The organism is Ruegeria sp. BC2 (assembly GCF_056539245.1).
This window is the reverse complement of sequence record NZ_JBQFUQ010000002.1, coordinates 588,641-610,729: the sequence shown is the minus strand read 5'-3', so window position 1 is coordinate 610,729 and position 22,089 is coordinate 588,641. Positions and strand designations below refer to the sequence as shown.

General features: G+C 63.0%; 21 protein-coding genes. 10 read left to right on the top strand and 11 right to left on the bottom strand.

Annotated elements, in window-relative coordinates; translation table 11 throughout:
* Window positions 1-367: 367 nt before the first annotated feature.
* Together katG and ACR0CU_RS13285 are read right to left on the bottom strand one after the other, a co-directional pair.
* Window positions 368-2,575 (bottom strand): catalase/peroxidase HPI, encoded by a 2,208-nt coding sequence (katG, locus tag ACR0CU_RS13290; RefSeq protein ID WP_170447119.1) that lies wholly within the window; start codon window positions 2,573-2,575, stop codon window positions 368-370.
* 60 nt (window positions 2,576-2,635) lie between these two features.
* Window positions 2,636-2,881: a hypothetical protein gene (locus tag ACR0CU_RS13285; RefSeq protein WP_170447121.1), complete on the bottom strand. Its 246-nt coding sequence runs from the start codon at window positions 2,879-2,881 to the stop codon at window positions 2,636-2,638.
* On the opposite strand from ACR0CU_RS13285, the gene ACR0CU_RS13280 reads away from it, so the two are divergent.
* Window positions 2,880-4,499 carry a GMC family oxidoreductase gene (locus ACR0CU_RS13280; protein ID WP_480643195.1) on the top strand — a complete coding sequence of 540 codons (1,620 nt, stop codon included), beginning with the start codon at window positions 2,880-2,882 and terminating at the stop codon, window positions 4,497-4,499. The two genes, ACR0CU_RS13285 and ACR0CU_RS13280, sit on opposite strands and share 2 nt — an antisense overlap.
* Here the strand turns inward: ACR0CU_RS13280 and ACR0CU_RS13275 are convergent, their stop codons facing one another.
* Complete coding sequence (locus ACR0CU_RS13275; RefSeq protein ID WP_480643192.1) at window positions 4,500-5,360, bottom strand: SDR family oxidoreductase; 861 nt, start codon at window positions 5,358-5,360, stop codon at window positions 4,500-4,502.
* Between the two features lie 87 nt (window positions 5,361-5,447).
* Between ACR0CU_RS13275 and ACR0CU_RS13270 the strand changes: the two genes are divergently transcribed.
* Window positions 5,448-6,083 carry a class I SAM-dependent DNA methyltransferase gene (locus ACR0CU_RS13270; protein WP_170447125.1) on the top strand — a complete coding sequence of 212 codons (636 nt, stop codon included), beginning with the start codon at window positions 5,448-5,450 and terminating at the stop codon, window positions 6,081-6,083.
* A gap of 6 nt (window positions 6,084-6,089) precedes the next feature.
* Here ACR0CU_RS13270 and ACR0CU_RS13265 read toward each other — a convergent pair whose 3' ends face one another.
* The 3 genes from ACR0CU_RS13265 to ACR0CU_RS13255 are packed head-to-tail and all read right to left on the bottom strand — an operon-like array spanning window position 6,090 to window position 10,092.
* Window positions 6,090-6,869: a carnitinyl-CoA dehydratase gene (locus tag ACR0CU_RS13265; RefSeq protein ID WP_437436374.1), complete on the bottom strand. Its 780-nt coding sequence runs from the start codon at window positions 6,867-6,869 to the stop codon at window positions 6,090-6,092.
* Between the two features lie 2 nt (window positions 6,870-6,871).
* Window positions 6,872-8,929: an acetate--CoA ligase family protein gene (locus ACR0CU_RS13260; RefSeq protein WP_170447807.1), complete on the bottom strand. Its 2,058-nt coding sequence runs from the start codon at window positions 8,927-8,929 to the stop codon at window positions 6,872-6,874.
* Between the two features lie 2 nt (window positions 8,930-8,931).
* Window positions 8,932-10,092, bottom strand: coding sequence for an acyl-CoA dehydrogenase family protein (locus ACR0CU_RS13255; protein WP_170447129.1), 1,161 nt, complete (start codon window positions 10,090-10,092; stop codon window positions 8,932-8,934).
* Window positions 10,093-10,170: 78 nt separating this feature from the next.
* On the opposite strand from ACR0CU_RS13255, the gene ACR0CU_RS13250 reads away from it, so the two are divergent.
* Complete coding sequence (locus tag ACR0CU_RS13250) at window positions 10,171-11,118, top strand: GlxA family transcriptional regulator (RefSeq protein ID WP_170368944.1); 948 nt, start codon at window positions 10,171-10,173, stop codon at window positions 11,116-11,118.
* Here ACR0CU_RS13250 and ACR0CU_RS13245 read toward each other — a convergent pair.
* On the bottom strand, window positions 11,115-12,104 hold the full coding sequence (locus ACR0CU_RS13245; RefSeq protein ID WP_170447131.1) for a sterol desaturase family protein: 990 nt from the start codon (window positions 12,102-12,104) through the stop codon (window positions 11,115-11,117). The genes ACR0CU_RS13250 and ACR0CU_RS13245 overlap by 4 nt on opposite strands.
* A gap of 11 nt (window positions 12,105-12,115) precedes the next feature.
* On the bottom strand, window positions 12,116-12,871 hold the full coding sequence (locus ACR0CU_RS13240; RefSeq protein WP_170447133.1) for a class II aldolase and adducin N-terminal domain-containing protein: 756 nt from the start codon (window positions 12,869-12,871) through the stop codon (window positions 12,116-12,118).
* A gap of 115 nt (window positions 12,872-12,986) precedes the next feature.
* Between ACR0CU_RS13240 and ACR0CU_RS13235 the strand changes: the two genes are divergently transcribed.
* Window positions 12,987-13,871, top strand: coding sequence for a LysR substrate-binding domain-containing protein (locus ACR0CU_RS13235; RefSeq protein WP_170447135.1), 885 nt, complete (start codon window positions 12,987-12,989; stop codon window positions 13,869-13,871).
* Window positions 13,872-13,874: 3 nt separating this feature from the next.
* Here the strand turns inward: ACR0CU_RS13235 and ACR0CU_RS13230 are convergent, their stop codons facing one another.
* Window positions 13,875-14,300 carry a VOC family protein gene (locus tag ACR0CU_RS13230; protein WP_170447136.1) on the bottom strand — a complete coding sequence of 142 codons (426 nt, stop codon included), beginning with the start codon at window positions 14,298-14,300 and terminating at the stop codon, window positions 13,875-13,877.
* A 127-nt stretch (window positions 14,301-14,427) separates the two neighbouring features.
* Between ACR0CU_RS13230 and ade the strand changes: the two genes are divergently transcribed.
* The 3 genes from ade to ACR0CU_RS13215 all read left to right on the top strand — a co-directional run bounded on the left by ade (window position 14,428) and on the right by ACR0CU_RS13215 (window position 18,108).
* Window positions 14,428-16,230 (top strand): adenine deaminase, encoded by a 1,803-nt coding sequence (gene ade / locus ACR0CU_RS13225; RefSeq protein WP_480643188.1) that lies wholly within the window; start codon window positions 14,428-14,430, stop codon window positions 16,228-16,230.
* Window positions 16,227-17,690 (top strand): AMP nucleosidase, encoded by a 1,464-nt coding sequence (locus ACR0CU_RS13220; protein ID WP_170340576.1) that lies wholly within the window; start codon window positions 16,227-16,229, stop codon window positions 17,688-17,690. The genes ade and ACR0CU_RS13220 overlap by 4 nt, the downstream gene beginning before the upstream one ends.
* A gap of 130 nt (window positions 17,691-17,820) precedes the next feature.
* Complete coding sequence (locus tag ACR0CU_RS13215) at window positions 17,821-18,108, top strand: HU family DNA-binding protein (protein WP_170340577.1); 288 nt, start codon at window positions 17,821-17,823, stop codon at window positions 18,106-18,108.
* 108 nt (window positions 18,109-18,216) lie between these two features.
* Here the strand turns inward: ACR0CU_RS13215 and ACR0CU_RS13210 are convergent, their stop codons facing one another.
* Complete coding sequence (locus tag ACR0CU_RS13210; RefSeq protein WP_170342886.1) at window positions 18,217-19,413, bottom strand: BCCT family transporter; 1,197 nt, start codon at window positions 19,411-19,413, stop codon at window positions 18,217-18,219.
* 184 nt (window positions 19,414-19,597) lie between these two features.
* Here ACR0CU_RS13210 and ACR0CU_RS13205 point away from each other — a divergent pair, with 184 nt between their 5' ends.
* Window positions 19,598-20,485, top strand: a complete 888-nt coding sequence (locus ACR0CU_RS13205) for a DMT family transporter (RefSeq protein WP_170447142.1) — start codon at window positions 19,598-19,600, stop codon at window positions 20,483-20,485.
* Here the strand turns inward: ACR0CU_RS13205 and ACR0CU_RS13200 are convergent.
* Window positions 20,461-20,982: a glutathione peroxidase gene (locus tag ACR0CU_RS13200; protein WP_170370431.1), complete on the bottom strand. Its 522-nt coding sequence runs from the start codon at window positions 20,980-20,982 to the stop codon at window positions 20,461-20,463. The two genes, ACR0CU_RS13205 and ACR0CU_RS13200, sit on opposite strands and share 25 nt — an antisense overlap.
* 145 nt (window positions 20,983-21,127) lie before the next feature.
* Between ACR0CU_RS13200 and msrB the strand changes: the two genes are divergently transcribed.
* Window positions 21,128-21,577, top strand: coding sequence for a peptide-methionine (R)-S-oxide reductase MsrB (gene msrB / locus ACR0CU_RS13195; RefSeq protein WP_005979690.1), 450 nt, complete (start codon window positions 21,128-21,130; stop codon window positions 21,575-21,577).
* Window positions 21,574-22,086, top strand: coding sequence for a peptide-methionine (S)-S-oxide reductase MsrA (gene msrA / locus ACR0CU_RS13190; RefSeq protein ID WP_170342491.1), 513 nt, complete (start codon window positions 21,574-21,576; stop codon window positions 22,084-22,086). The genes msrB and msrA overlap by 4 nt, the downstream gene beginning before the upstream one ends.
* Window positions 22,087-22,089 lie beyond the last annotated feature (3 nt).

Below are 22,089 nucleotides of genomic sequence, written 5' to 3'. Positions count from 1 at the left end.
CCGGTCTCTCCCAGGCGTCTCAACCGTCTTTCCAGTCCGTCAGGCCGTCACTCCGACCAACCAACACCGCCTCAGCAGCGCCGGTGAAGGGGTATTTACGGATTAGGTCCGGGACCTGCAACCCCCATTTTGAAAAAACTTCGCAATTCTCGGCGGAAACTTTCCTGTGTTAATAAAAACAATAGGTTAGCTTAATAAATCCCACGGTATTCCCCATTTTTGCGGTATGCGCCGTCCATTTTTCAGGGTCCCTCTACGCGGTGCGGATGGATTCGTCGCCGCGCGTCTTGGCAAGACCAGGACTCGGACACGACAAACGCCGCCACGGTTTCCCCTGGCGGCGCTGATCATGGGAGCTGTTCCGCCCTCAAGTCAGGTCGAAGCGGTCCGCGTTCATCACCTTGGTCCACGCCGATACGAAGTCACCGACAAATTTGGCGTCGGCATCTTTCTGGCCGTAAACCTCGGCCAGAGCCCGGAGTTGTGAATTGGAACCGAATACCAGGTCAACGCGGGTTCCGGTCCACTTCACCTCACCCGAAGCCCGATCCCGGCCTTCATACACTCCTTTGGCGTCTGCCGCCGGCTTCCATTCGGTGCGCATGTCCAGCAGATTGACAAAGAAGTCATTGCTCAGAACCCCGACCCGGTCTGTCAGGACGCCATGCACCGTGCCACCGAAATTCGCACCCAGAACGCGCATACCGCCGACCAGGACGGTCATCTCGGGTGCCGACAGGGTCAACAGTTGCGCCTTGTCCACCAGCAACTCTTCAGGAGACACGCTGTACTCCTTGCGCTGGTAATTCCGGAACCCATCCGCGATTGGTTCAAGCGGGGCGAAGGACTCGGCATCGGTCTGGTCCTGTGTGGCATCCGTACGGCCGGGCACAAAGGGAACATCGATGTCATGCCCGGCAGCCTTGGCGGCTTTTTCGATCGCCGCAACGCCGCCCAGCACGATTACATCCGCAAGTGAGACCTTCTTGTTGCCGGACTGCGCGGCATTGAACTCGGCTTGCACCGCCGCCAGAGCATCCAGCGCCTTGGACAGTTTCTCGGGCTCGTTGACGTCCCAATCTTTCTGGGGCGCTAGCCGGACGCGGGCACCGTTGGCGCCACCGCGCTTGTCCGAGCCGCGGAAGGTCGAAGCTGAGGCCCATGCCGTCGCGACCAATTCCGACACCGACAGGCCACAATCCAGCAGCCGGGCTTTCAGGTCGGCCACGTCCGCGGCATCGATCAGATCATGGTCCACCGCCGGCACGTTGTCCTGCCAGATGAGCTCTTCTGCTGGCGCCTCGGGACCGATGTAGCGCGCCTTTGGCCCCATATCGCGATGGGTCAGCTTGAACCAAGCGCGAGCGAAGGCGTCGGCGAACTCGTCGGGGTTTTCGTGGAACCGCTTCGAGATCGGCCCATAGATCGGATCCATGCGCATCGCCATGTCGGCGGTGGTCATCATCGTCTTGACCTTTTTCGACGGATCATGCGCAGCTGGTGCCATGTCCTCTTCCTTGACGCCGACCGGCTCCCAGATCCACGCTCCGGCAGGGCTTTTGGTCAGGTTCCAGTCATAACCGAACAGAAGGTCGAAATAGCCATTGTCCCACTTGATCGGGTTCGCGGTCCAGGCGCCCTCGATTCCGCTGGTCGTGGTGTCGTCACCCTTGCCTGTGCCGAATTTGTTGATCCAGCCAAAGCCCATCTCTTCGATCGGCGCGGCCTCGGGTTCGGGGCCGACCAGCGCCGGGTCCCCGGCACCATGCGCCTTGCCGAATGTGTGGCCACCGGCAACCAGTGCGACGGTCTCTTCATCGTTCATTGCCATCCGGGCAAAGGTGTCGCGAATGTCACGGCCCGAGGCCAGCACGTCCGGCTCTCCGTCCGGGCCTTCGGGGTTCACATAGATCAGGCCCATCTGCACGGCGGCCAGCGGATCTTCCAGATCGCGCTCGCCCGAGTAGCGGCTGTGCGGGTTTTCGGTCGGGGCCAGCCATTCGGTCTCGGCACCCCAATAGATGTCCTCCTCGGGCGCCCAGATATCTTCCCGGCCGCCGGCAAAGCCGAAGGTTTTGCCGCCCATCGATTCAATGGCGCAGTTGCCGGCCAGAATCATCAGGTCGGCCCACGAAATCTGGTTGCCGTACTTCTGCTTGATCGGCCACAGCAGACGACGGGCCTTGTCGAGGTTGCCGTTGTCCGGCCAGCTGTTGAGCGGCGCGAACCGCTGGTTCCCGGTCGAGGCGCCGCCCCGCCCGTCAGCCGTCCGGTAGGTGCCGGCGCTGTGCCAGGCCATGCGGATGAACAGACCGCCATAATGGCCGTAATCCGCCGGCCACCAGTCCTGCGAATCCGTCATCAGGTCATACAAGTCCTGTTTCAACGCGTCATAGTCGATCTTCTTGAACGCGTCGGCATAGTTGAATTCGGCCCCCAGCGGATTGCCGGCCGGCTGGTGCTGGTGCAGGATCGCCAGGTTCAGCTGGTTGGGCCACCAGTCCCGGTTCGATCGGGTTCCGGCGCCGTGCATGATGGGGCATTTGCCCGTGTTGGGGTTGTCGCTTCCGTCCATCTCAATCTCCGATCCTGGCTGGTGTCAGTCTGTTTGCGAGGCAACCGTGCGTATGGCACGTCAAAAAGGGGCGGACCGCAGTCCGCTGGAATACGCCGAGTCATAGCAAATCCCAGCCATGAGAAAAAATTTTGTTTTCGGATTGATTTGATAGCTATTGGTTATGGCTATGCCGAGTTCTTTCAAACCGATCACCATCCACATGACGCGGCGTTCCCCGCCGCCCCGATTGCGTTTTGCCGCCGGTGCTTCAAACTGCGGGCTGTGACGCGCGACACCGCGCGGGCCACAGGGGAGGATCGCCATGCAATTCGACTACGTCATCGTCGGCGGAGGGTCCGCGGGATGTGTGCTGGCCAACCGTCTGAGCGCCAATCCGGGCACGCGGGTCTGCCTGCTTGAGGCGGGCGGGGGCGGGAACAGCATTCTGGTGCGGATGCCTGCCGCTGTGGTCGCCATGCTGCCGGGACGACCCAAGATCAACAACTGGGCCTTTGAAACGGTGCCGCAACCGGGGTTGAACGGGCGCACGGGCTATCAGCCGCGCGGCCGCGCCTTGGGCGGGTCCAGCGCGATCAACGCAATGCTCTATGTGCGCGGGCAGCGGCAGGATTATGACGGCTGGGCCGATCTGGGCTGCGAGGGCTGGGACTGGGACAGCGTTCTGCCCTACTTCAAACGGTCCGAGAACAACGAACGCGGCGCGGATGACCTGCATGGCGCCGACGGCCCGCTTCAGGTGTCAGACCAGAAAGAAGAACGCCCGATCACGCGCGCCTTCGTCGAGGCCGCCGCCCAGTTGCAGCACAAGGTGACGGACGATTTCAATCGCGGCGAAAACGAAGGCGCGGGGCTGTACCAGGTCACCCAGTTCCACGACCCCGCCAAAAACGGCGAGCGGTGCTCGGCCGCCGCGGCCTATCTGTTTCCAGTCATGGACCGGCCCAACCTGACGGTCATCACCGGGGCACAGGCGCGCGAGATCACCTTTGACGGCCACCGCGCCACGGGCGTGATCTACCGCCAGGGCGGCAAGGGCGCCGATCTCACCGTCACCGCCGCGCGCGAAGTTTTGGTCTGCTCGGGCGCGCTGAAATCGCCGCAACTGCTGCAACTTTCGGGCATCGGCGACCCCGAGGACCTGACCCCGCATGGCATCACCGTCCACCACGCGCTGCCGGGCGTGGGCAAGAACCTGCAGGATCACCTAGATTTCATCCTGGCCTACAAGACGAAGGACACCGACAATTTCGGCATCGGCGCCGCCGGTACGGTGGGGCTGATCAAACACCTTATGCGCTGGCGCAAGACCGGCGTGTCGATGGCGGCCACCCCCTTTGCGGAAGGGGCGGCCTTTCTGAAGACCGCTCCGGATCTGGACCGCCCGGACATCCAGCTGCATTTCACCATCGCGCTGGTGGATGACCACGCGCGCAAGCTGCATCTGGGCTATGGGTTCAGCTGCCATATCTGCAAACTGCGCCCCGAAAGCCGCGGCACCGTTTCGCTGCACAACGCCGACCCCTTTGCCGCCCCGGCGATCGACCCGGCCTATCTGTCCGACCCGCGCGATCTGGACACGATGATCAAGGGCGCGCGGATGACGCGCGAAATTCTCGAGGCTCCGGCCCTCGCCAAATACCGCCACAAGGAAATGTTCGGCACCGACACCGCCCAAACCGACACGGATTGGGAAGGCCACATCCGCGCGCGGGCCGATACGATCTATCACCCCGTGGGCACCTGTAAGATGGGGGTGGACGACATGGCGGTGGTCGATTCGCAGCTGCGCGTGCGTGGGCTACAGGGGCTGCGGGTGGTCGATGCTTCGGTCATGCCGACGCTGGTCTCGGGCAACACCAACGCGCCAACGATCATGATCGCGGAAAAGGCTGCCGACATGATCCTGGCGGATGTGGTCTGATCAGTCGCCGTTCAACGCCTGATCCGCGTGGAGCGCCTCAAGACCCACGCGGTAGTTGGGGTATTTCAGCGTCACGCCCAGATCGGTCTTGATCCGGTCGTTCCGAACGCGCTTGTTCTCGTTGTAGAAACTGCGGGCCATCGGCGTCAGGTCGGCCGTGTCGAAATCCACCGCAGGCGGCAGCGGCAGGCCCTGAAGCTGCGCGGCATAGCCGATCACGTCCTGCGGCGGCACCGGTTCGTCGTCGCAGACATTGTAGATCGCGCCCGGATCGGGACGGCGCATCGACGCCTCGAGCACCTGCGCGATGTCTTCGACATGAATGCGCGAAAACACCTGCCCCGGCTTGATGATCCGCCGCAGCCCGCCTTTCTTTAGCTTAGAAAACGGCCCCCGCCCGGGCCCGTAGATGCCCGCAAGGCGAAAGATGTGCAGCGGCAGGCCGGGGATCGCGGTCCAGTCCTGCTCAGCCTGCAACCGCCAGCGCCCCCGCTCGGCCGTCGGGGTCGCCGGGGTGGTTTCATCGACCCAGTTCCCCTGGTGGTCGCCATAGACGGCGGTGGTCGACAGGTACCCGACCCAGTCGAACTGCCCGGCGCGGGCGGCGATCTCATCCCGCAGGGCGGCCAGAACCGGATCTCCCTTGGCCGTGGGCGCGGTCGAAATCAGCAGATGCGTGACCCCGTCCAGATCGGGGGCCTCGCCTGGCCAGACCAGCGGTTCGGCTCCGGCGGCGCGGATGGCGTCCTTCTCGGCGGCATCGCGGGTGGTTCCGACGATGCGCCAACCCTTGGGGGCCAGCCGGCGCGACAGGGCGCGGGCGGTATAGCCGTGCCCGAATGAAAAAAGCGTTCCAGTCATGGCCCCTTGATGATCGCGCCGCGGGCGGGATGCAAGCGCCGGATGGCCGCACTTGATTCGAATCCCCGCCTGCGCCTTCATGGTGTCATGAGTGATGACAAACCCAGCCTGCACGCGGCCTATGCGCTGAAAACTCCGGCAGACAACAAACGGCTCTATGCCGAATGGGCCGGAGATTACGATCGCGGATTCGCCGCGCGCGAGGATTACCAACTGCACATCCACACCGCCCGCGCCTTTGTCGGCGCCGGAGGGCAGGGCCCGGTGCTGGATGTGGGCGCGGGAACCGGCCTGTGCGGCGCGGTTCTGGCCGATCTGGGCGTGGGGCCGATCGACGCCACCGACATCAGTGCCGAGATGCTGGACAAGGCGATGCGCAAGGACATCTACCGCGACGCGATCGAGGCCGACCTGAACGAGGGCATCCCCGTTCCGCGCGACAGTTATTCGGGCATCGTGTCGTCGGGTACCTTCACCCACGGCCATCTGGGCCCCGAGGTTCTGCCGGCCCTGCTGCGGGTGGCCCGGCCCGGGGCACAATTCGCCTTTTCGATCAACGCCAAACACTTCGAGGCGCTGGGATTCGCAACCGCCTTCGACAAGCTGCAGGCCGAGGGCTGGATGGAACATCTGGCTCTGACCACGGTCCGCATCTACGGCGATCTGGCCGCCGGCCCCAACAAGGACGACACCGCGCTGATCGCCCTGTTCGAGAAATCCTGATCCGACTCAGCGGCCCTTCCAGACCGGGTCACGCTTTTCGGCGAAGGCGCGAGCCCCTTCCAGATTGTCCTCGGAACCATAGAGAACATCGACCGTGCGCAGCTGGCGTTTGGTGATGCGGTTCATGATGTCCTGGAACTTGGAATCCTCCGCCTCGCGGACGATCTCCTTGATCGCGGCATAGACCAGCGGCGGGCCGCTTGCCAGCAGGCGCGCCAGGTCCCATGCCCGGTCCATCAGCCGGTCGGCCGGAACTATCTCATTCACCAAGCCCCAGCGGTGCGCTTCTTCGGCGTCGAACCAGCGGCCGGTCAGCAAGAGTTCCATCGCGATATGATAGGGGATGCGCTTGGGCAGCTTGACGCTGGCCGCGTCCGCCACCGTGCCCGAGCGGATTTCCGGCAGGGCAAAGGTGGCGTGATCGGCGGCCAGGATCATGTCGGCGCTCAGGGCCAGCTCCAGCCCGCCGCCGCAGGCGATGCCGTTCACGGCGGCAATCACCGGCTTGTTCATGTCGCGCAACTCCTGCAAGCCGCCGAAACCGCCGACCCCATAATCGCCGTCCACCGCATCGCCCTCGGCCGCGGCCTTCAGGTCCCAGCCGGGGCAAAAGAATTTTTCGCCACCCCCCGTCAGGATCGCCACGCGCAGGTCGGGATCGTCGCGAAAGTCGCGGAACACTTCGCCCATGACACGGCTGGTCGCCAAATCGATGGCATTCGCCTTGGGCCGGTCCAACGTGACCTGAAGGATTGCACCATCGCGGTGGGTTTTGATCGGGTTCATGGTCATGCCTTTCGGATCAGGGCATCAACGGCGACCACACTGTCGGCCGCGCAGATGAGAGGGTTGATTTCAACTTCGTCCACGACCGCCGCGTTGGCAATGACGTAGTTTTGCACCGCCATGGCCACCCGCACGACCGCATCGATATCCACGCCGGGCTTGCCCCGATATCCGCTCAACACGGGCGCACAGGCCAGCTTGCCCAGCGCGTCGCGGACCGCAGACGGCGTGGACGGGATCAGGATCGAGGTAGAGTCGCGCAGGAGCTCGGTCAGAACCCCGCCCGCCCCAAGGGTCAGCACATAGCCATGCGCCGGGTCGCGGGTGACGCCGATCAACAGCTCGACAATCCCGGCCGGGGCCATTTCCTCGATCAGAACCTCATCGGTGCCGATTGATCTCGCGACCTCGGGCAGATCTTGTGCAGAAACGCCCAGCTGCACCGCGCCATGTTCGGATTTGTGCGCCAGGCCAACGCCTTTCACCACAAAGGGTCCGCTCAGACCGTCCACCGCCTTTCCCGCCCGATCCGCCCGCGCGACGACCGAGCGGGGAATCGGCACGCCGCAAGCGGCCAGTTCGGCCTTGGCCTGGGCCTCGGTCAGAGCGGTTGTGGCCGCATTGGCGGCGGGCAGCAGAACAGGCTCCTGCGGTTGGGGATGCGGGCGGGCCGCAGCGCGTGTCGCCGCCAGCGCCTCACGCAGCCCGGCAAAGGGCACGACACCGCCCGCCATCAACCGCTCGGCTACGTCCTCGGGCATCAGTTCCGGCAAGGTCGCGGCCACGGCAAAGGGACGACCGGTTTCGCTTGCGCAGGTCAACGCCGCACGGGTGGCGCAGTCCCAATCGGCGGCATCGGTGTGAGGGTAGTCAACGATCGAGATCGTCATCGCCACATGCGGCCCCGTCATCGCCGACCACGCCCGTGCCATCGCGTCAGCGTCGCGCCAGACATAGGTGTGGTAGTCCAGCGGATTGGCCAGCGCCACCATCGGCCCCAGCGCCGCGCGCAGGCCCGAGACCTGATCCGCGGTCAGCGGCGGAAAGTGCAGGCCGGATCCTTCGGCCATGTCGGCGGCCAAGCTGGCCTCGCCACCGGAACAGCTGATCGTCGCCACTCCGGTCCCGTCCAGCGGCCCGGTGACATGCAACAGCTTCAGTGTTTCCAGAAACTCGGGCACGTCCCCCAGCCGCGCGATTCCCAGCCGGTCCAGAAACGCCTGCGCCCCGGCATCGTCCCCCGCCAGCGATGCCGTGTGCGAAATGGTCGCTGCCTGCGCGTGTTCCGACCGCCCCACCTTGAGCGCCACGATCGGCACGCCACAGTCATGCGCCTTGGCGGCCAGCGCCTCCCACTTGCGCAGGTCGCCAAAGCCTTCGACATGCACGCCGATGGCGGTGATCCGGTCATCCTCCAGCAGCGCCATGGCGATTTCGGCCTGATGGGTCTGCGCTTGATTCCCGCAGGTTAGCATAAAGGCCAGCGGCAGCGCCCGGCGCTGCATGGTCATGTTGATGGCGATGTTCGAGCTTTGCGTCAGGATCGCGACGCCCCTCTCCACCGGGCGCAACCCGTGCTGGTCGGGCCAGATCGCCACCCGGTCCAGACCGTTGACGAAGCCGTAACAGTTGGGACCGAGGATCGGCATGTCCCCCGCTGCAGTAACAAGCTGCACCTGCAAGTCGGCCCCATCGGCGTCCTCGGCCTGCGCCTCGGTAAAGCCCGAGGCGAAACACACCGCCCCGCCCGCGCCGATGCGGGACAGAACCTCGACCGCCTCGATGGTGGCGCGGCGATTGATGCCGACAAAGGCCGCGTCGGGCGCTTGGGGCAGGTCTTCGATCGTGGCAAAGACGCGCTCGCCCGCCACCTCGTCGGCCTTGGGATGCACCGGCCAGACCGGGCCGGTGAAGCCCAGTTTCCGCACCTGCCGGATGACCTCGGCGCACCATGCGCCCCCGCCAATCACCGCCAGCGAGCGGAACCCTAGCATCCGCCTCAGCGCGGCGAGCTTTCCCGGCGCGAGCGCACCCGCCGCGCCGCTCAGGCCCGGCGTCATGTTCACGCCCCCAACGCGCGCAGAAGATCGCGGCTGATGATGTGGCGCTGGATCTCGCTGGTGCCGTCCCAGATCCGCTCGACCCGGGCATCGCGCCAGAAGCGTTCCAGCGGATAGTCGTCCATCAGGCCCATCCCGCCATGCACCTGGATCGCCGCATCGGTCACCCGCGCCAGCATTTCCGAGGCATAGAGCTTGGCCGAGGCGATCTCGCGGTTGGCGGGCAGGCCCTTGTCCAGCCGGTCGGCGGCGGCCAGGGTCAGCAGGTCGGCGGCGTCGATCTCGGTGATCATGTCGGCGATCTGAAAGCTGACGCCCTGAAACTTGCCGATCTTCTGGCCAAACTGTTGGCGGGTGGCGGCATAGTCCAGCGCATAGTCGAAGGCCCGGCGGGCGCGGCCCACGCACATGGCCGCCACGGTGATGCGAGTGGCATACAGCCAGGTGTTCATCACCTCGAACCCGCCATCGACCTCGCCCAGCACCTGCGCGTCGGGCAGGCGGCAGTCGTCGAAATCCAGCACCATGTTCTTGTAACCGCGATGACTGACCGATTTGTAGCCGTCGCGGATGGTGAAGCCCGGCGTGCCGCGATCGACCAGAAAGGCGGTGATGCGCTTCTTGGGACCTTTCGGCGTCTGATCCTCGCCCGTGGCGATGAAGACGATGATGAAATCGGCATGTTCCGCGCCCGAGATGAAATGCTTGGTGCCGTTCACCACCCAATCGCCGCCATCGCGCACGGCCGAGCATTTCATGCCCCGCACGTCCGAACCCGCGCCCGGTTCTGTCATCGCCAGCGCGTCCATCTTTTCGCCACGCACGGCGGGCATCAGATAGCGTTCGATCTGATCCCCCTGACAGGCCATCAGGATGTTCTGCGGCCGCCCGAAGAAATGGTTCAACGCCATCGACCCGCGCCCCAACTCGCGTTCGACCAGCGCGAATTCCAGATGGTTCAGCCCCGCGCAGCCAACGCTTTCGGGAAAGTTGCAGGCGTAGAAGCCGAGTTCGATCGTCTTGCGCTTGATCTCGTCGGCGATCTCTTTCGGCACCTCGCCGGTGCGTTCGACCAGCTCTTCATGGGGATAGATCTCATTCTCCACAAAGCTGCGGACAGTCGAGACGATCATCTCCTGCTCGTCGGTCAGGCCAAATTGCATCGCGGGTCTCCGATTCCTGGGCGTGCGACAATCCTGACGCGGCTTGAGGTCTCAATAATGCAGAACTAGACTTCAATCATGCAGAAATGGACCAAATCACCCGCCGCACCGCAGCGATTCGGGGTACTTCTGTTCGACGGGTTCTCGAACCATTGCCTGGCCAACACAGTCGAGCCGCTGCGCGCGGCCAACACGTTGTCAGGGCAGCGACTGTATGACTGGCAATTCCTTTCACTGGATCCGAGGCCGGTCACGTCGTCCTCAGGGTTGCAGGTGGCGCCCCATGCGGCGCTTACGGATGCGGATGGGGATATGCTGCTGGTGATGCCCTCCTACGGGTTTCAAGCACACGGTGGTTGGCGCACCCAGGCGGGGTTGCGTGCGGCGACGCGGCGCTTTCGCACCCTCGCCGGGCTGGACACCGGCAGTTGGCTGCTGGCCCAGGCCGGATTGCTGAACGGCCACCGCGCCACGATCCATTGGGAGGAGCTGACCGCGTTCACCGAGCGTTTCCCCGAAGTCGAGACCTGCCGCGAGCGCTATGTCATCGACGGTGACCGCATCACCTGCTCGGGCGCGATGGCCGCCTTTGATCTGGTGATGCACCTGATCGGGCAGGATCACGGTCAGGCGCTGGCACTGGAAGTCGCGCAGCTGTTCATGACGCGCGACTCCGCCCGGTCACATTCCGGCGGCGCAGGCTCGGCCAGTTCGCATGTCAACAAGGCGCTGGCACTGATGCAGGAAAATCTCGAGACCCCTCTGCCGATCCCCGAGATCGCCCGGCGCGTGGGACGGTCGCAAAAAGCACTGGAGTCCCGGATGCGGGCGGACCTGGGGGCCGGGCCGGCCAAGGTCTATCGTCGGATGCGTCTGAACCTTGCGCGCAAGCTGGCCGCGGAAACCGACCTGAGTATCGCCGAAATCGCTCTGCGCGCGGGCTATGAAGACCCCAGCGCGCTGACCCGCGCCTTTCGGGCCGAGTTCGGTCTCAGTCCACGAGCCCTGCGCAGCCGGTCCGGCTAGGTATACATCTGTTTCTTGTAGGCCCGCGTCCGCGTCGTCGCCTCGGCCGACCCGTCGTGGTAGGTGCCGAACCACTTGTCGAACGGGATCTCGGACGTGCCGTAGTTGCACTCGAAATACCGGTGGTGCAGCTGGTGAAAGAAATCGCCTGCCCGCGCGGCATCCGTGTCCCCTGCTTTCAGCTTTTCGAACCCCGAATGGGACAGGACCGGGCTGATCTGCTGGAAATAGACATGAAACAGCAGATGCAACGGGTTTGAGGGCACGATCAGGTGGATGAAATAGGTCGTGAAATACAGCAGATTCTCGTACCAGTGGTTCGAGATGCCCGACCACGGCCCAACATTGACGTTGCGGTGATGAACGGCGTGCACATGCTTGTACAGTTTCGGGTGATGCTCCAGCCGGTGCACCCAATAGAAATGCAGACCCGACCACATCGGAATGAACAGCATCCAGACCACGCACCAGACCGGCGCGCTGGCCCAAGTGACCGTTGGCGCATACCCGTTGGCCATCGCCCAGTAGATACCCCATTGATAGACGGTCGCCACCGTCATGGCGCTGCCCAGGGTCCACCAGATGTTGTCCCAGACCTGATTGCGGAAGGTGAAGGTTCCGTTGTCGCGGGTCAGGTCGCGACGATCGAACTTTTTGTACATACCCTGCCCCTTGCGCATGTAGAGCCACCAGTGCAGCCCACCCGCAACAAGGATCTGAGGCACCATGTTCAGCAGCCAGACGCGGAACATCCAGCCGGGCGCAAAGCTTTGCATCGCCTCGAGCGGCGGCAGGAACAGCACATAAGCAATCACGGCCAGCCCCATGCACAGGGTCAGCGCTGTGATCGGCAGCCACGCCCCGGAATACCATTTTAAAACGGCGATCGGGCGCGGTGGCCAACTGAACAAAGGGTTCAACGCAACAGGGTCAGACGGCCGATAGTGCCAGCGGGCGGCTTCGGGATCATGCGGGGCATCGGTCATGACAAAACCCTCTAGGTGGCGTAGTCCGAGCCTTCCGCATCCAGAACGGCCTTTATTTCACGCAGATGCGCCTCGGCCTGCCCCGGGTAGTCATCCAGCTCCTGCGCGGTCTTTTCCGCGATTTCATCCGACAGCACCCGCAATGGCTGGCCCGTCTGAAGGGCGCGGATATACGTCTCGGCGGCACGCTCGAAATAATAGAGTCTGTTAAAGGCATCCGCTGCATTGTTGCCGATCACCAGCACACCGTGGTTGCCCATGATCATGACCTTCTTTTTCGGGTCTTGCAGCATTGTCGCGCAACGCTCACCCTCGCTTTCAAAAGCCAAACCGCCGAATTCGTCATCAATGACATAGCGGTTGAAAAAGGTTGCAGTGTTCTGGTCGATCGGCGGCAGGTTGCTGTCGGCCAACGAGGCCAGGACGGTGGCAAAGATCGAATGCACATGCATCACGCAACGCGCATGCGGGCATTTCCGGTGAATCGAACCATGCAGCCCCCATGCGGTGGGGTCCGGTGCGCCCGGCTTGCTCATCGTTTCGGGATCGTTGGCATCCAGCAGCAGCAGGTCCGAGGCGCGGATGCGCGCGAAATGAATCTGGTTCGGGTTCATCAGGAACTGCGTGCCGTCCTCGTTCACGGCAAGGCTGAAGTGATTGGCCACCCCTTCATGCATGTTCAACCGCTCGGTCCAGCGGAAAGCGGCGGCCATGTCCACGCGCTCCTGCCAATGGTCGATATTCGGTTTCAGACTGGTGACGCTCATCCGGGGGGCTCCATTCGGCTTGTTCAGGTGGCTGGTGAAAACCGTGCCGGGCCGGGGCGCAATTGACCAACGAAAAAATTGGCGCTTTGGCATTAGCTGAACTTATGATCGGATTATGAAACCCCGGAACCCTCTTCCCCCGCTTGGCTGGCTGCGCACGTTCGAGGCCGCGGCCCGCCACCTGTCCTTCACCGGCGCGGCGCGCGATCTGAACATGACGCAAAGCGCCGTCAGCCAGCAGATCAAGTCGCTCGAGGGCTATCTGGGCCAACCTCTGTTTCACCGCCGCCCCCGCGCATTGGAGCTGACCGAGGCCGGCATCACCTATCTGCCCGTGGTGCGCGAAGCGTTCCGGACGCTGGTGCGCGGCACCCAGGCCGTAACCGGGCAGCAGGAAAATACCGTACAGGTGCAGTGCAACATCACCTTTTCGGTGAACTGGCTGGCCCCCCGCCTGCCCGCGTTCCGTGCGCTGCACCCCGATGTCCACCTGAACATCTTCACCGAGTTGTGGGAGCCGCGCGAGATGGCCGAAGGCGCGGCGGTCGAGATCCGCTATTCCCTGCGCCCGGCCGACACGGTCCGCACCGAGCTTTTGCGCAGCGATCACTACTACCCCGTCTGTGCCCCCGACTATCCGGTCACGCTGGAAAACCTTCAGCAGCAACCGCTGTACGACTGTTCGAATCTTCTGTCGAACTGGGCCAGCTGGGCCGAAGATCAGGGCCTAAACTGGGAAAATTCGCCGATTACCTATGCCACGACCTATATGGTCGGCCTGTCCGTCGCGATGGCCGGCGGCGGGCTGTGCCTGGCCCATGACACCATCGCAAAGCGCCTGCTGGACGAAGGCCGCCTGATCGCACCCTTTGAACATCGCGCGCCGATGCCCGAAGCCTATTACCTGCTGCTGTCGCCCCAGGCCGAGGAGACGCCGGGTGCCGTGGCCTTTGCCGAGTGGATCAGGGCGGAAATCGCGGCCGAGCAACACCGCGCCTGACTTTCAGCCGTCTTTGGGGCGGCTGGCAACCCAGGCATAGCCGTTCTCGCACAAAATATAGGTCTCGCGCAGGCCATGGGGCTTGTCGGTCGGCTCCTGCAGCACGACCGCGCCCTTGGACCTGGCGCGCTCCGCCGCCTCGTCCGGGTCAGTGTCGTACAGGTGAATCTCGATCCCGCCACCGCGTGGGGGCGTTTCGGGAACCAGCCCCAGCAGCGGGTTGGAATGATAGGTGCCGTCCGAATGCAGCTGAAACACCTGATCGCCATAGGTGACGATGGCAAAATCCGCCGTCACCTGATGGGATTTCAGGCCAAAAACAGTCTCCAAAAAAGCGCATTCCGCCCGCACGTCGCGCACCAGCAGGTTCAGCCCGATCCCGCGCAGGCTGCGGCCGAAACTGTCCGCATCTATGGTTTCATAATCCATGTCGCTACCAGACCCCGCATCGCAGCGCGGATCAAGCATTTGCTGCCCCGTGCCCGGTCGGATGACGGTTTCATGAAGGTGGCACGGCAGGGGTTGCACCTTCCGATGCATTCGGGAAAGTTGTGCCATGGAATACGCACCCTTCCCCTCTTGGCCCGACGTCGCCCCCCGCCTGATCGCCGTTGCCGCCGGCCGCGAAGCCGCCGACATGGTCATTCGCGGCGGGATCTGGATCAACGTGCACAGCTGCGAGGCGCTGCCCGATCACTCCATCGCCATCGCCGCCGGCCGTGTGGCCTATGTCGGCCCCGACGCCAGCCATTGCATCGGCCCCGACACCCAGATCATCGAGGCCAATGGCCGCTACATGATCCCCGGCCTGTGCGACGCGCATATGCACATCGAATCCGGCATGCTGACCCCGGCCGAGTTCGCCCGCGCGGTGATCCCGCATGGCACCACCTCGATGTTCACCGACCCGCATGAGATCGCCAATGTACTGGGCTTGGGCGGCGTGCGGATGATGCATGACGAGGCGCTGATGCAGCCGGTCAACATCTTCACCCAGATGCCGTCCTGCGCGCCCTCGGCGCCCGGGCTGGAAACCACCGGCTATGAGATCACCGCCGAAGACGTGGCCGAGGCGATGACCTGGCCCGGCATCATCGGGCTGGGCGAGATGATGAACTTTCCCGGTGTGATCAACTCCGATCCCAAAATGCTGGCCGAAATCGCCGCCACCCAGCGCGCGGGAAAGACGGTGGGCGGACACTATGCATCCCCTGATTTAGGGCCTGATTTTGCAGCCTATGTCGCCGGCGGCCCGGCGGATGACCACGAAGGCACCTGCGAGGCCGACGCCATTGCCCGCGTGCGGCAGGGGATGCGGTCGATGATGCGGCTGGGCTCGGCCTGGTATGACGTGGAAAGCCAGATCACCGCCGTCACCGAAAAGGGGCTGGACCCGCGCAACTTCATCCTGTGCACCGATGACTGCCACTCGGGCACGCTGGTGAACGAGGGCCACATGAACCGCGTCGTGCGCCATGCCATCGCCTGTGGCTGCGACCCGCTGATCGCGTTGCAGATGGCCACGATCAACACCGCCACCCATTTCGGGCTGGAACGCGAGATCGGCTCGATCACGCCGGGCCGCCGGGCGGACGTGATCCTCAGCTCGGACCTGACCGAACTGCCGATCGAAATGGTCATCGCGCGCGGGCAGGTGGTGGCCGAGAACGGCGCGATCAAGGTGGAGTGCCCGCATTACGAATGGCCCGACCGGGCACGCAACACGGTGCATCTGGGCCATGCCCTGACCGCCGCCGATTTCGAGATCTCCGCGCCCGAAGGCGCCAATCGCGTGCGTGCAAACGTGATCGGCGTGGTCGAGAACCAGGCCCCCACCCAGGCGCTGAAGGCCGAGTTGCCCATTATCGGCGGGCTGGTCGAGGGCGAAGGCGATGTCTGCCAGATCGCGCTGGTCGAGCGGCACCGCGCCACGGGCGGCGTGACCAACGCCTTCGTTTCGGGCTTTGGCTATCAGGGCCGGATGGCCATGGCCTCGACTGTGGCGCATGACAGCCACCACATGATCGTGGTCGGCACCAACCGCGATCAGATGGCGCTGGCCGCCAATCGCCTGGCCGAAGTAGGCGGCGGCATCACCATCTTCCGTGATGGCGAAGAGCTGGCGCTGGTCGAACTGCCCATTGCGGGCCTGATGTCCGACAGCCCTGCCGCGGACGTCGCGGCCAAGGCGCAGAAAATGGTCGAGGCGATGCAGGCCTGCGGCTGTCAGTTGAACAACGCCTATATGCAGCACTCGCTGCTGGCCCTTGTCGTCATCCCCGAACTGCGGATATCCGATCTGGGACTGGTGGATGTCCGAACATTCGAAAAAATTGACCTTCTGGAACCCCTCGCATGACAAAAATAACAACTCCCGACCCACGGGACCCCGAGATTTTCACCGATGCCGCCGCAGCCGTTGCCCGGCTGGAAGAGCTGTATAACGAGGCCACCGCCTTTCTGTGCGAAAGCTTTGCCGAGGCGATGGAAAGCGGCGCGCCCAAGGTCCGGTACAGAGCCTATTACCCGGAAATCCGTATCCGTACGGCATCCTACGCGCATGTGGACAGCCGCCTGAGCTTTGGTCACGTGTCCGAGCCGGGGGTTCATGCCACTACCGTGACCCGCCCGGATCTGTTCCGGTCCTACCTCACACAGCAGATCGCGCTGCTGATCAAGAACCACAACCAGCCGGTGACCATCGGCCCCTCGACCACGCCGATGCCGGTGCATTTCGCCGTGGCCGGCAACCCCGATCTGGTGGTGCCGCATCAGGGTGCGGCCGGGTTCACCCTGCGCGACGTGTTCGACGTGCCCGATCTGACCACCACAAATGACGACATCGTCAACGGTGTGCACGAACCGCAGGATGGCGTCGGCCCGCTGGCCTTGTTCACCGCCCAGCGCATCGACTATTCGCTGGCCCGGCTAGCCCACTATACCGCCACCGATCCGGACCATTTCCAGAACCACGTTCTGTTCACCAACTACCAGTTCTATGTCTCGGAATTCGAGAACTACGCCCGCGCGCAACTGGCCGACCCGAACAGCGGCTATACCAGTTTCGTCTCGACCGGGAATGTCGAGATCACCGACCCCGACGCGCCGCTGGAACAGCCGCTGAAACTGCCGCAAATGCCGACCTATCACCTGAAACGCGCCGACGGGTCGGGGATCACGCTGGTCAATATCGGCGTCGGCCCATCCAACGCCAAAACCGCCACCGATCACATCGCGGTGCTGCGACCACACGCCTGGCTGATGGTCGGCCACTGTGCGGGGCTGCGCAACACGCAGGCTCTGGGGGATTTCGTGCTGGCCCATGCCTATCTGCGCGAAGACAAGGTGCTGGACGACGATCTGCCCGTCTGGGTGCCGATCCCGCCGCTGGCCGAAGTTCAGGTCGCGCTGGAACGCGCCGTAGCCGAAGTGACCGAGCTGGAAGGCTATGAGCTGAAGCGGATCATGCGCACCGGCACGGTGGCTTCGGTCGACAACCGTAACTGGGAACTGCGCGACCAATCCGGCCCGGTGCAACGGTTGAGCCAGTCGCGCGCGATCGCGCTGGACATGGAAAGCGCCACGATCGCCGCAAACGGCTATCGCTTCCGCGTGCCCTACGGCACTTTGCTGTGCGTGTCCGACAAGCCCCTGCATGGAGAATTGAAGTTGCCCGGCATGGCGTCCGAGTTCTATACAACCCAGGTCAGCCGCCATCTGGCGATCGGAATCCGCGCGATGGAACACCTGCGAGGCATGCCGCTGGAACGTTTGCACAGCCGGAAATTGCGCTCGTTCGACGAAACGGCCTTCCTCTGACGCAAAAAAGCAACGAAATCCCCATATTTTTTGGGGTTTCGGTGCTACTATTCGTTGTGTTCGCCCACAATATCCCGTTACAGTTACGCGGTGAGGCCCAATAGATCGGGCACGTTAAGGAGACCAAGAAATGGCAAAGCCTATGACGAAGACTCAGCTGGTTGCTGCTCTCGCTGAGGAAATGGGAACCGACAAGAAATCCGCGAACGCGGCGCTGGAGGCGATCACTGGCCTGATCACCCGCGAAGTTTCGGCCGGAGGCGCTGTGACCCTGCCGGGCGTCGGCAAGATCTACTGCCGCGAGCGCCCCGAGCGTCAGGTTCGCAACCCGGCCACTGGTGAGACCTTCACCAAAGAAGCCGACAAGGTTGTGAAGATGACCATCGCCAAGGCCCTGAAGGACAGCGTCAACAGCTGATCCACGCCTTAGGGAAAACGATCAAGGGCCGCGAAATCGCGGCCCTTTTTCTATGGTGTTTGTTTACCGGGCCTGTTGGACCAGACCCGGTGTTGTCGTTGGTCGAGGTCAGTGAACAGTCTCGACCTTGTGGAAATCCAGATCCCGATCTTCGGGCATCGAGTCGATGCTCATCACCTCTGTACGCTTGACGATCAGGATATAGACCACGCAGGCGAGGTAGAGGCCAACCACCACGGCGCCGATCCACTGAATCTGCAGCCACTGGCTCTGGAATAGAAGCGTCAGCACAAACAGAAGCACCACGTTTCCGGCAACATAGGCCGTCTTGCCGAAGCGTTCGACCGTCATGTTCAGGTTGTCGGTATAGAGCCTGATCAGCGAGTCCAGTGAGTTAATCACGAAGGTCACGCCGACGATCACCATCGCGATGTTGGTGATGCCTGCGGTGCTGATGCCGTTCAGGTGATAGTAGTAAAGCACGCTGAACCAGATCGCCAAGGGGATCGACGGAAAGATCAGCAGCGCCGCCAGCAATTGCCAGGTGGTCAGCCCTCCGACAAAGCGCGAGGTGAACTGACCGATCATGATCGACCAGGCAAACCACCAAAACAGGTAGAAGGCGTGATAGTCGGTCAGAGGCAGTATGAACTTGTGGATATTGGCGAAATACGCCCCGATATTGCTGCTGGTTTCCACGAAACCCGCAACGCCCATACCGGCCGCGGCCCACATGCCAAGGATCAGCGCCAGAAACAGAAACGTCGAGCCGACAGAAAGAATCCGCACGTATTTCAGGTCAGTCGAGGAATAGGCCGCGGCCAGAATGACGACAAATACGATGATGTAAAACGTGGTCACTACGGACTCGCCATCGCCAACTTCGGGCAGGTATCCGGGCAGGTAGATCAGGAACAGGCTGGCGGTGAAAGCGCAGGTCCCGATGATCACCACATTGTTGATCAGCTTGACCACCGGGATTTCAAAGAACTGCACTCGGGGCTCGATGACGCAGAAATAGAAGGCCGTCAGGAAATAGAAGGCCCAGATCAGGAAACCCCAGAACCCGAACTCGATCGCCAGCGGGTTTGCGAACGCATAGGCCGGATCTTCGGCATAGCCGCCGAATTCGGTGAGCGGGAACATGATCAGCCCGACATCCAGGCCGGATGTGAACAGGATCGCGATGAAAGTGAACAGATGAACAGGTGTCACGCCCACGCACCGCAGGTTCCACCATTTCACGACGAAGAAAGCTACCAGCCCAAGAGCAAGCAGGACCCCGAATGACAGGATGTATTCCAATAGCACCGACAAACCTCCCTTTAGATGTCAGATCACCGAGCGGATATCTTTAATTGGCTGGTCAATCAATAAAACCGGCGCCCAGGGAAAACTTGCGCGCACCATGTGTCTTTTTTGACGCTCGGGCGCTTGTGGCCTGCGGGAAAATCGGAAACAGTCGCCGCACATTCAAACAGGAGCGGTCATGGATCTGCGCGCCATCGCCATGGGGCTGGCCTTTGCCTTCATCTGGTCGTCGGCCTTTACCTCGGCGCGGATCATCGTCGCGGATGCCTCGCCGCTGTTTTCACTGGCGGTTCGCTTCCTGATTTCCGGCATCCTGGGTGTCGCCATCGCCGCGGCCATGGGCCAGAGTTGGCGCCTGACGCGGTCGCAATGGTACGCGACCATCCTGTTCGGAATCTGCCAGAATGCCCTGTATTTGGGTCTGAATTTCTATGCGATGCAAACGGTCGAGGCGTCGGTCGCGGCGATCATCGCGTCGACCATGCCACTCTTGGTGGCTCTGGCCGGTTGGCTGCTGTTCGGGGAACGGTTGCGCCCGCTGGGTGTCGTGGGTCTGCTGGCCGGGTTCGCTGGCGTGGCCCTGATCATGAGCAGCCGGATCAGCGCAGGGATCGACCTGTTTGGCGTTGCCCTCTGCGGGCTGGGCGCGCTGGCGCTGACCTTCGCCACGCTGGCCGTGCGCGGGGCGACCTCGGGCGGGAATTTCATGATGGTCGTCGGTTTGCAGATGTTCGTCGGCTCGGCGGTTCTGTTTGTCGCCGCCCCGTTGTTCGAGACGATCTATGTCCGACCAACCTGGCCGCTGGCGCTGGCCTTCACCTACACGACCCTGTTCCCCGGCCTGCTGGCCACGCTGATCTGGTTCCTGCTGCTCAACCGGATCGGACCGATCCGCGCGGCGACATTCCATTTCCTCAACCCGGTGTTCGGGGTCGCGATCGCCGCGATTCTGCTGGGTGAACGGTTGGGCGCAATGGACGTCGTTGGTGTTGCGGTCACCACGCTGGGCATTCTGGCCGTGCAGTTGTCACGCCAGCCAGTTCAGCGCAGCAGCGCCTCGACCTGACTGCGCAGCTTGCGAGAGTCGGGCCGGGTCGTCGACCCAAAGGTCGCCACGACCTCGCCTTCGGGGCTCAGCAGGATCTTGTTGAAATTCCAGACCGGCACAAACCCGGTCTCGGCGGCGACCGCCTTGTAGAACGGGTGGGCCTGCGGGCCGGTCACGGGGGTGATGTCGGTCATGGGCAGGGTCAGGTCATAGTTCAGCTCACAGAACTCCTTGACCTCGCTGGCGGTTTCCAGTTCCTGGTTGAAGGAATCCGACGGGACTGCCAGAACCACCAAACCTTCGGGTCCATAGGTGTCCTGCAGCTTTTGCAGCCCGGAATACTGCCCGGTAAACCCGCATTGCGAGGCCGTGTTGACCACCAGAACCGGCTGGCCGCGCCAGTCCGACAGCGACAGCGTGCCGCCATCGATCGAAGGAAACTCTCCGGACACGGGCGCGGCCTGCACCGTTCGACCGATCAACAACAAGGCAGACAACAGCAACATTCTGAACATGGCGTGACCTCCTCTTTGATAATGATACGCTCGAAGCACGGCGGCAGATCACCCGCACGATCGCGCGAGCCGGATGAAACAGGACTTTGCTTTTGTCGCGGCGCACCCCAAATATCTCGGCAACGTATGAAACGCCGGAGGACCCATGCCCAAATATACCAAAGATCCATCGGTTGTCGCGGCCCTGTCGCCCGAGGAATTCCACGTCACCCAGCGCAACGGGACCGAACGCCCCGGCACCGGAAAACACCTGAACAACAAGGAACCCGGCATTTACGTGGATATCGTATCGGGCGAGCCGCTGTTCGCCTCGACCCACAAATACGAATCGGGCTGCGGCTGGCCCAGCTTCACCAAACCCATCGTGCATGACCACGTCACCGAGCTTGAGGACCGCTCGCTGGGCATGATCCGGACCGAGGTCCGCTCGAAACACGGCGACAGCCACCTTGGCCATGTGTTTCCCGATGGTCCGCTTGACCAGGGTGGGCTACGCTATTGCATCAACTCGGCCGCGCTGCGGTTCATTCATCGCGACGACATGGAGGCCGAGGGCTATGGCGAATACCTCGATCAAGTGGAGGACCCGAAATGACCGAACAACGCGCCGTTCTGGCCGGAGGCTGCTTCTGGGGCATGCAGGACCTGATCCGCAAGCTGCCCGGCGTTTTGCGCACCCGCGTCGGATATACCGGCGGTGACGTGCCCAACGCGACCTATCGCAACCACGGCACCCATGCCGAAGGGATCGAGATCTGGTTCGACCCCGCGCAGATCACCTATCGCGATCTGCTCGAGTTCTTCTTCCAGATCCACGACCCGACCACCGTGAACCGCCAGGGCAATGACATCGGCATGAGCTATCGCTCGGCCATCTACTACTGCGACGAAACGCAGAAACAGATCGCGCTGGACACGATCGCCGATGTGGATGCCAGCGGGTTGTGGCCCGGCAAGGTCGTGACCGAGGTCGAACCCGCGGGCGATTTCTGGGAGGCCGAGCCCGAGCATCAGGACTACCTTCAGCGTATCCCCAACGGCTATACCTGCCACTTCCCGCGCCCGGACTGGGTTCTGCCCAAACGCAGCAGCGCCGCCGAATAAAGG